Origin of the sequence: Oryzomicrobium sp. (assembly GCF_036820405.1) — a bacterium.
Lineage (GTDB): Bacteria > Pseudomonadota > Gammaproteobacteria > Burkholderiales > Rhodocyclaceae > Oryzomicrobium.
Genome location: NZ_DAISLS010000020.1, coordinates 33,958 through 42,408 on the forward strand (window position 1 = coordinate 33,958; position 8,451 = coordinate 42,408).

An 8,451-nucleotide genomic window follows, 5' to 3' on the forward strand; every position below is an offset into this window, starting at 1 on the left:
GGACCGTTTCCCAGGAGGCGACGGCCTCGGTCGATCGCAGCGTGGACGCCGTCAACCGCCTCGACGGCAGCCTCAAGCTGCTGGTGGACAAGAGCCAGCTGACCAGCAGCGCCGTGGTCAGCCTGAGTGCGCGCACCACGGAAATCGGCGGCTTTCTCCAGCTCATCCGGGAGATTGCCGAGCAGACCAATCTGCTGGCCCTCAATGCCGCCATCGAGGCGGCCCGGGCCGGGGAGGCGGGCCGGGGCTTCGCCGTGGTCGCCGACGAGGTGCGCAAACTGGCCGAACGCACCAGCCAGGCCACCGCCCAGATTTCCCGGCTGGTGGAAGGCGTCCATCAGGGGACCGAGCAGGTGGAATCCCACCTCGACATCACGGCGGAGCAGCGCCAGGGCTTTTCCCAGGACAGCCAGGAAGCCCTGGCCAACATCGACACCCTGCAACACATTTCCCAGGCCCTGAGCTGGGCGGTGTCCACGGTGGCCCTGAGCAGCTTCGCGGAAACCGCCAAGGTGGACCATCTGGTGTTCAAGATGGAAATCTACAAGGTCCTGATGGGGCTCAGCGACAAGGACGACACCGACTTCGCCAGCCACCACCACTGCCGCCTCGGCAAGTGGTACTACGAGGGCGACGGCGCGGCCTGTTTTTCCCACCTGCCCGGCTACCGGGAGGTGGAACCCTTCCACGCGGCGGTGCACAGCAACGGGGTGGAGGCGGTGCGCTCCCACCTGGGCGGCAGCCCGGAGGCGTCCAATCAGGCCCTGGCGGCCATGGAGGCGGCCAGCCTCAAGGTCATCGAGTGCCTGGAGACGATGGCGCGGGCCGCTTCCGCATCGTCCGGCGCCTGACGGCCGGCGCGGGCCAGGGGGGCTGAAAGCCCCCCTCAGGCCACGGCGGCGAGGCGGGGCGCCGGCGGCGGGGCCAGCAGGGCCTCGGCCATGGCGTCCACCGCCGGGTGGGGGATGCCGTTGCGCCGGATCAGCACGGTGGTGGTGCGCCCCAGGTGGGGCGGCAAGGGGTGGGCGGACACGCTGTTGCCGCTGGGCAGGCTGGCCAGCAGGCTGCGCGGGGCCAGAGCGATACCCATGCCCGAGGCGACGCAGCCGAGCATGGCGTGGTAGGACGATAGTTCCACCACCCGCTCCGGCACCACCGGGGCCGGGCCCGAGGCGGCCAGCCACTGTTCCAGCCGTTGCCGGTAGGCGCAGCTCGCCTCGAAGGTGAGCAGGGTGCGGGTGCGCACGTCCCGGGCGTCGACGATCGGCGGGTGGCAGGCGGCGGCCACGATCACCAGTTCTTCCTCGAACACCGGCACCGCGTTGAGGCGCAGGTCGTCCACCGGGCCGCTCACCAGGGCGCAATCCAGAGTGCCGTCGAGCACCTCGGCGATCAGTCGGCCGGTGGGGCCGGTGCGCAGTTCGAGCTGGACGCCGGGATGGCGGCCGTGGAAGTCGGCCAGCCGGGGCGGCAGGCGGGTGGCGGCGGTGCTTTCCATGGACCCCAGGCGCAGCCGGCCCCGGGGCGTGCGGTCGCTCACTGCGGCCCGGGCCTCGTCGGCCAGGTTGAGCAGCCGCTCGGCATAATCCACCAGCACCTGGCCGGCGGGGGACGGACTCATGCGCCGGCCTTCGCGCACGAACAAATCCACGCCCAGCCGTTCTTCCAGTTGCTGAATGCGGGTGGTGACGTTGGATTGCACCCGGTGCAGTTGGGCCGCCGCCCGGGTGACGCCGCCTTCGCGGACCACGGTGAGGAAGATGTTCAGGTCGTCCAGGTCCATGGGTTAATCTCAAAATAGGATTGGTTCGTTCATATTAATTCATTTTACGTGAACGACAATCCCACCTAGGCTACGAACCTGACAAGACCGTTAAGCCGCCGTCAAGACCACTGTTCCCCGACCCCAACCCTGGTGCCCCGACCCCAACCCCGGCGCGGCATCGAGCACCGACGAGAGCCCGACCATGGCCCAACCTTCCGCAATCCCCGCCGCCGGCGCCTACACCCACGCCGGGGCGTCCCATCGCGCCGGCTACCTGGCGGCCATCGGCACCGTGGCGATCTGGACCGGCTTCATCCTGATCTCGCGCCTGGGCGGCAAGAGCGCCCTGACCGGCTTCGACATCCTGGCCCTGCGCCTGGGTACGGCGGCGCTGCTGCTGTTCCTGTTCGCCGCCCGGCTGCCGGCCCAGGCTTGGGGCAACAAGCGCCTGTGGATTCTGGCCGCCATCGGCGGCGTGGGCTTCGGCGTGCTGGCCTATTCCGGCTTCAAGAGCGTGCCGGCGGCCCACGGGGCGATCCTCATCCCGGGCTTGCAGCCGTTTCTGGCGGCGGTGCTGTCCTGGTGGCTGGCCGGCGAAAAGCCCTCGGCGCCGCGCATGGCGGGCTACGCCTGTATCGCCGCCGGGGTGAGCCTGGTGGCGGTGCCGATCCTCTCGGGCAACTGGTCCCCGGCCATGCTCGCCGGCGACGGGCTGGTGTTCGCCGCGTCCCTGACCTGGGCGGTGTTCGGCATGCTGGCCAAGCGCTGGGGCTTCGAGCCCTGGCTGCTGACCCGCTTCATCGCCATCGGCTCGGCCATCTTTTACCTGCCGGTGTACGTGCTGTTCCTGCCCAAGGCCCTCGACGCGGTGCCCTGGTCTACCCTGGTGCTCCAGGCCCTCTACCAGGGCATCGGCCCGGCCATCCTGGCCATGGTGCTGTACCTGCGGGCGGTGTCGATCCTCGGTCCGTCCCGGGTGGCGGCCTTGATCGCCCTGGTGCCGGTGCTGGCCGGCCTGCTGGCGGTGCCCCTGCTCGACGAGCCGCTTACCGTGTGGCTGGCCGCCGGCCTCCTGTCCGTGTCCCTGGGCGCCTTCCTGGCCTCCCGGCCGCTGCCGGTGGCCTCTGCCCCGGCCGCCGGGTCGGTGCCGCTCCAGTCTCGGGCCCGGGCCTGACGGACAGCACCCAATCCCAGTCCTTCTTTTTCACCACCCCGCGAGAACGACCATGCCCTACGTCAACATCAAGATCACCAACGAGAACGTCACCCCGGAAAAGAAGGCGGCCCTGATTGCCGGCGCCACCAAGCTGCTCCAGGAGGTGATGGGCAAGAACCCGGCCACCACGGTGGTGGTGATCGACGAGGTGAATACCGACAACTGGGGCATCGCTGGAGAAACCGTGACGGTGCGCCGGCAGAAGGGGCAATGAGCCGTTCTCGACTGCCGATGCCGTGACGGCCGGTCCATGACCGCGTTGCGGGCATAGCCCATTCGACGCCCCGCCATGCGGGGCGTCGGCGTTTGTGGAATCGCTGAATGCCTAGGCTGAAAAGCCGCGCCAGTGCTCGATCCTGGTAGTGCTGCCGCGAAGATCAAGCACTGGCGCGGCTTTCCGCGTAGGCAGGCTGAAACCCGGCTACTGGCGCGGGGTTTGGTCCCGGGTCATTCCAGATCGGCCGCCGCGCTGCGATCCCCGGGGCGGTGCGGGGTGGCGGGGGCCAGTTGCCAGAAGATGGCCGCCGACAGGGTGGTCATCAGCCCCATGGTGGCGAAGGTGGCCTGGAAGGCCGGCTGGGCGGTGCCGGGGCCGCCCGCGGCGAGCAGGTCGGAAAAAATGTCCAGGATCGCCCCGGCGCAGGCCACGCCCATGCTCATGGACAGCATCATCACCATCGACAACAGGCTGTTGCCGCCGCTCGCCAGGGTCGAATCCAGGTCCTTCAGGGTCACTGTGTTCATGGCGGTGAACTGGGCCGAATTGACCATGCCGAAGAACACCAGCTGCAAGAAACGCAGCCAGGTCGGCTCCCCCGGAGCGATCCAGGCGAAGCTGGCCATGGCCAGGCCGAGCAGGAAGGTGTTGCCCACCAGGATGCGGCGGTAGCCGTAATACTGGATCAACGGGGTGATCAGGCGTTTGGTGAAGATGCCGGCCGCCGCCACCGGGATCATCATCAAGCCCGATTCGCTGGGGGAAAAGCCCAGGTTCACCTGGAGCAGCAGGGGAATCAGGTAGGGCATGCTGCCGCTGCCCAGGCGGGCAAACAGGTTGCCGAGCAGGCCGACGCTGAAGGTGGGCACGTGGAACAGCCGGGGCGGAAAGAGGGGCTGGGGATGGCGCGCCGCCCGCAGCCAGTAGGCGGCCAGGGCGGCGAAGCCCGCCACCAGCATCACCAGCACCGTGGCGCGGCGCAGTCCCAGTTCGGACACCCCGTCCAGGGCCAGGGAGATCAGTACCATGCCCAGGGCCAGCAGCAGATAGCCGGCCAGGTCGAAGCGGTCCGGCGAGCGGCCGCGGATGTCGGGCATCACCGCCAAGGTGGCGAAGAAGCCCACCAGGCCCACCGGCACGTTGATGAGGAAAATCCAGTGCCACGACACCGCCTCCGACAGCCAGCCGCCCAGGGGCGGGCCGAGCAGGGGGCCGATCAGCCCGGGGATGGTGACGAAGCTCATGGCCGGCAGGAATTTTTCCCCGGGAAAGGTGCGCAGCACCGCCAGCCGGCCCACCGGCAGGAGCAGCGCCCCGCCCAGCCCCTGCACCACCCGGGCCGCCACCAGCAGGCTCAGGTTGGGGGAGAGGGCGCATAGCACCGATCCGACGACGAACAGGGCGATGGCGCCGATGAAGGTCGGCCGGGTGCCGAAGCGGTCCGCCAGCCAGCCCGAGGCCGGGATCAGCATGGCCATGGTCAGAGCGTAGGCGATCACCACCGACTGCATGCGCAGGGGGCTTTCCCCCAGGCTTTCCGCCATGGCCGGCAGGGCCGTGTTGACGATGGTGGCGTCCAGGGTCTGCATGAAGAAGCCGATGGCCACCAGCCACAGCAGCAGGCGTGGGGAGTGGGGCGGGGTAGCGGGAGCGGAGGCGTTGGGGGGTGTCATGGTGCGTTGTTGTTGTATTGCGGGGCGGCATGCCTGGTGGGACAGGCGCCCGGGGCGCGGGTTCGCCCCCTGCCGTGAAGGCGGCCGGCGGGGCTGCGGCTGCCGCCTATCCATTATCCCGCGCCCCCGCCAGGACGTCGCCTGGTGGCGGGGGCGCGGGCCAGGATGAGCCGTTCGGATGTTTACTTGCATATTTGAAGTGACTTGATTAGGCTCCGCCCCATGCGCACCACCAGCTTCGATTCCATGGAGTGCCCCACCGCCCGCGCCCTGAGCTGCATCGGCGAATCCTGGAGCCTCCTCATCCTGCGGGACGCCTTCCAGGGCTGCCGGCGCTTCGACGAGTTCCAGCAAAGCCTGGGCATTCCCACCAACACCCTGACCCGCCGCCTCAAGCATCTGGTGGAGCGGGGGCTGCTGGAGCGGCGCAATTACAGCGACCGACCGCCCCGCTGCGAATACCTGCTGACCCCTATGGGGGCCGACCTCTTTCCCGTGCTGGTGGTGCTGTTCGACTGGGGCAACAAGTACCTGACCCTGGACGGGCTGGCCGTGCAGCAGGTGACGCCGGGGGACGGCCACGTCATCGAATCCCAGGTGGTGGACCGGCGCACCGGCCAGCCGATCACCGTGGACCGGGTGCGCCTGCGGCCCGGCCCGGCGGCCACCGCCCGGGTCGAGGCCCGGGCGGCCCAGGTGCGGGCCCTGTGGGAAGGTGGGGCGGGCGACTGACCTGGCTCCCTTTGCCTGCCTCCCGCCATCTTTCCGGCTGCCACTGCCTTCCCAGCGTTCTCCGCTGCTTCCGCCCGGGCGCCCTATGCCGGCGCGGCCTACCCACCTTTCTTTGCGAGACTCCTGCATGAGCCAATCTGCCCACGTTCTGCCCCATCCCCTCGGCCTGCGCCGCGTCGTCGTCACCGGCCTGGGCCTGGCGACCCCGCTGGGGGTGGGGGTCACGCCCACCTGGACCAACCTGCTGGCTGGCAAGAGCGGCGTGCGTCGGGTCGAGCGCTTCGACACGGCCAACCTCAACAGCAAGATCGCCGGCCAGCTGCCCGAAGGCAAGCGCGCCGACGGGGGCTTCGATCCCACCGAATGGGCCGACGCCAAGGAATTGAAGAAGATGGATGCCTTCATCCTCTACGCCCTGGCGGCGGCCCATGAGGCCATCGAGGACGCGGCCTGGCGGCCCGACGACGTGGAGTCGCGCAACCGCACCGGGGTCATGGTCGGCGCCGGCATCGGCGGCCTGCCGGCCATCGAGGCGGCGGCCCGTACCCTGGAGCGTTCGTCGGCGCGGCGCATCTCGCCCTTCTTCATACCCTCCAGCCTGATCAACCTGGCGGCGGGGCACATTGCCATTAACCATGGCTTTCGTGGCCCGACCCACGCCGCGGTCACGGCCTGCGCCTCCGGCGCCCACGCCATCGGCGATGCGGCGCGCATGATCGCCCTGGACGATGCCGACGTGATGGTGGCCGGCGGCACCGAAGGGGCCATCTGCGAACTGGGCATGGCCGGCTTCGCCGCCGCCCGGGCCCTGTCCACCGCCTTCAACGACGACCCGGAGCGGGCCTCGCGCCCCTGGGACGTGGCCCGGGACGGCTTCGTCATGGGCGAGGGCAGCGGCATCGTGGTGCTGGAGGACTACGACCACGCCCGCCGGCGCGGCGCTCACATCTACGCCGAAGTGGTGGGCTACGGCATTTCCGGCGATGCCTACCACATCGTCTCGCCCCCGGAAGACGGCGACGGGGCGGCCCGGGCCATGGCGGCGGCCCTGCGCCGCGCCGGCATCGCCCCGGCGGCGGTGGATTACCTCAACGCTCATTCCACCTCGACCCACGCCGGCGACCTGGCGGAGATCGCCGCCATCCTGCGGGTGTTCGGCGACCATGCCCGGAGCGGTGGCCTGTCGATCTCCTCGACCAAGTCGTCCATGGGCCACCTGCTCGGTGCGGCGGGCAGCGTGGAGGCGATCCTGTCGGTTCTCGCCCTGCGCGACCAGATCGTGCCTCCCACCCGCAACCTGGAAACCCCGTCGCCCGAGTGCGCCGGCCTGGACCTGGTGCCGGGCGAGGCCAAGCGCCGCCGGGTGGACTATGCCCTGTCCAATTCCTTCGGTTTCGGCGGCACCAACGCCTGCCTGATCTTCAAACGTCTGGCGGCGTGACGGCAAGTGGTGCGGGCCGCCGGACGCCTGATGAGCGCGGCGGCATGGCACAAAAAAATCCCCCCGGTTCAGTAAAGCGGCTTTGATTTCTGGATGAAAAGCGTTTGAAAAGCGGATGGATGATATTTGAAGAAATCCGGTGATTTTAGGACAGCGAATAACCGCCCCGATTGAGGGCGGTTTTCTTTTCCTGGGGTCAGTAGTTCCCCCGACCGAACAGCCGGACAGCCCAGTACATCACCGTCCGGGTGAAACGCGACACTCCCAGCACCTCCATGGCCTCCAGGAACGTCCTGTCGGCGTATGCCTTGCTGCCTATGGCCTGGTCGTAGAGGTAGTCATGGACGATGGCCGCCTTGGCATAGCGGCCATGGGGCGGGAACAGCGCCCACAGCACTCGGGGAACCGTGGCCAGGTCGGTAACCGCCCCCACCGGGACGCGGATGACCGACTCGCTGGGGTAGCTGCCCACGTGGTACTCAAAGGTGGCCAGCACTTCCCAGCGGTAGTCGTCGAGCATCCGCAAGTCAGCGGGGGTGGTGAAGGTGCTCATATCAGGCCGTCCGCGCCTGGCAATAGGCCCGGTACTCATCCGCTACCGTCTGCACCTGTTCAAAGGTACAGGCCGGGATGAAGGAATACACCAGGCGCACATACTCGGCCTCGATCTCCCGCGCATTCACTGCGGCGGCGGTGTTCTCGGCGAGGATGTATTCGGCGAATGCCGGTACCGGGATTCCCATGCCCGCTGCCATGTGGCCCAGGAAGGCTTCAGCCGTCGAGCCGTCGCGCATTGTCACCGTTCCACCATTGCCTGCCTGCACCGCCTGGGCCGCCTTGAGGTTCTCGGCATACACCTCGCCGATACCGGAGGACTTGGGGAAGCTGTCCAGGGCTACCTGGCGCTGTTGCTTCACCTGATCGGCGGCGACCTTGCGCAGGTCATCCAGGCCCTTAGGAGCGGCGTCCCAGGTGTTATCCGGCCGAAGGCCATTTACCCAGTAGAAACGGTCATCCGGGCGGGGCGGGGGCGCTTCTTCGGTAATGCCCAATTCGGCCCGGCCCGCCTCGGTGAAGAGGGGGCCGGTGCCGGCGGGGTAGTTGATGCCTTCCACCCCTTCCGGCATTCCGCTGGGGTAGACCTGGCCATCGTCACCTACGCCGTAGCCGGCGGCGGGAATTGTGAAGGGGATACCGTATTGTTTGAGCATGAGGGTTCCTAGCGGGCGTTGGCGTAGCGAAACGGGAAGGCAGAAATAGACAGGTAGATGTGCGTTCCCCCTGCTCCCGTGAAGTTGATCGAGTCGGAAGTGGAGACAGCCGAACGGACCTTGTATCCATTCGAGACCAGATCAATGTCGGCGCGACTTGCCTCTGCTGCCGTCGAGTTGGCCCGTAGGGAGTTAG

General features: G+C 68.4%; 10 protein-coding genes and 1 pseudogene. 6 read left to right on the plus strand and 5 right to left on the minus strand.

Annotated features, from left to right (window positions below):
* Positions 1-164: 164 nt before the first annotated feature.
* A pseudogene (locus V7Z98_RS17925) lies at positions 165-431 on the plus strand (methyl-accepting chemotaxis protein); the annotation flags it as partial.
* 93 nt (positions 432-524) lie between these two features.
* Complete coding sequence (locus V7Z98_RS17930; RefSeq protein ID WP_442951858.1) at positions 525-851, plus strand: CZB domain-containing protein; 327 nt, start codon at positions 525-527, stop codon at positions 849-851.
* 35 nt (positions 852-886) lie between these two features.
* Here V7Z98_RS17930 and V7Z98_RS17270 read toward each other — a convergent pair whose 3' ends face one another.
* Complete coding sequence (locus V7Z98_RS17270; RefSeq protein ID WP_293264756.1) at positions 887-1,783, minus strand: LysR family transcriptional regulator; 897 nt, start codon at positions 1,781-1,783, stop codon at positions 887-889.
* A gap of 184 nt (positions 1,784-1,967) precedes the next feature.
* On the opposite strand from V7Z98_RS17270, the gene V7Z98_RS17275 reads away from it, so the two are divergent.
* Together V7Z98_RS17275 and V7Z98_RS17280 are read left to right on the plus strand one after the other, a co-directional pair.
* Positions 1,968-2,939 (plus strand): DMT family transporter, encoded by a 972-nt coding sequence (locus V7Z98_RS17275; RefSeq protein WP_334159320.1) that lies wholly within the window; start codon positions 1,968-1,970, stop codon positions 2,937-2,939.
* Positions 2,940-2,991: 52 nt separating this feature from the next.
* Positions 2,992-3,195: a tautomerase family protein gene (locus V7Z98_RS17280; protein ID WP_293264752.1), complete on the plus strand. Its 204-nt coding sequence runs from the start codon at positions 2,992-2,994 to the stop codon at positions 3,193-3,195.
* 233 nt (positions 3,196-3,428) lie between these two features.
* On the opposite strand, the gene mdtD is transcribed toward V7Z98_RS17280, so the two are convergent.
* Positions 3,429-4,871 (minus strand): multidrug transporter subunit MdtD, encoded by a 1,443-nt coding sequence (gene mdtD, locus V7Z98_RS17285; protein WP_334159322.1) that lies wholly within the window; start codon positions 4,869-4,871, stop codon positions 3,429-3,431.
* 222 nt (positions 4,872-5,093) lie between these two features.
* Between mdtD and V7Z98_RS17290 the strand changes: the two genes are divergently transcribed.
* Positions 5,094-5,603 carry a winged helix-turn-helix transcriptional regulator gene (locus V7Z98_RS17290; RefSeq protein ID WP_334159324.1) on the plus strand — a complete coding sequence of 170 codons (510 nt, stop codon included), beginning with the start codon at positions 5,094-5,096 and terminating at the stop codon, positions 5,601-5,603.
* A 127-nt stretch (positions 5,604-5,730) separates the two neighbouring features.
* Entirely contained in the window at positions 5,731-7,044 is a 1,314-nt protein-coding gene (gene fabF / locus V7Z98_RS17295) for a beta-ketoacyl-ACP synthase II (protein WP_334159326.1), read from the plus strand.
* Positions 7,045-7,240: 196 nt separating this feature from the next.
* Here the strand turns inward: fabF and V7Z98_RS17300 are convergent, their stop codons facing one another.
* From V7Z98_RS17300 to V7Z98_RS17310, 3 genes are all read right to left on the minus strand, one after another.
* Complete coding sequence (locus V7Z98_RS17300) at positions 7,241-7,564, minus strand: DUF1353 domain-containing protein (RefSeq protein WP_334159329.1); 324 nt, start codon at positions 7,562-7,564, stop codon at positions 7,241-7,243.
* A 34-nt stretch (positions 7,565-7,598) separates the two neighbouring features.
* Entirely contained in the window at positions 7,599-8,255 is a 657-nt protein-coding gene (locus tag V7Z98_RS17305; protein ID WP_334159327.1) for a hypothetical protein, read from the minus strand.
* A gap of 8 nt (positions 8,256-8,263) precedes the next feature.
* Positions 8,264-8,451: hypothetical protein (locus V7Z98_RS17310; RefSeq protein WP_334159328.1), on the minus strand; the 188-nt coding region annotated here is incomplete at its 5' end.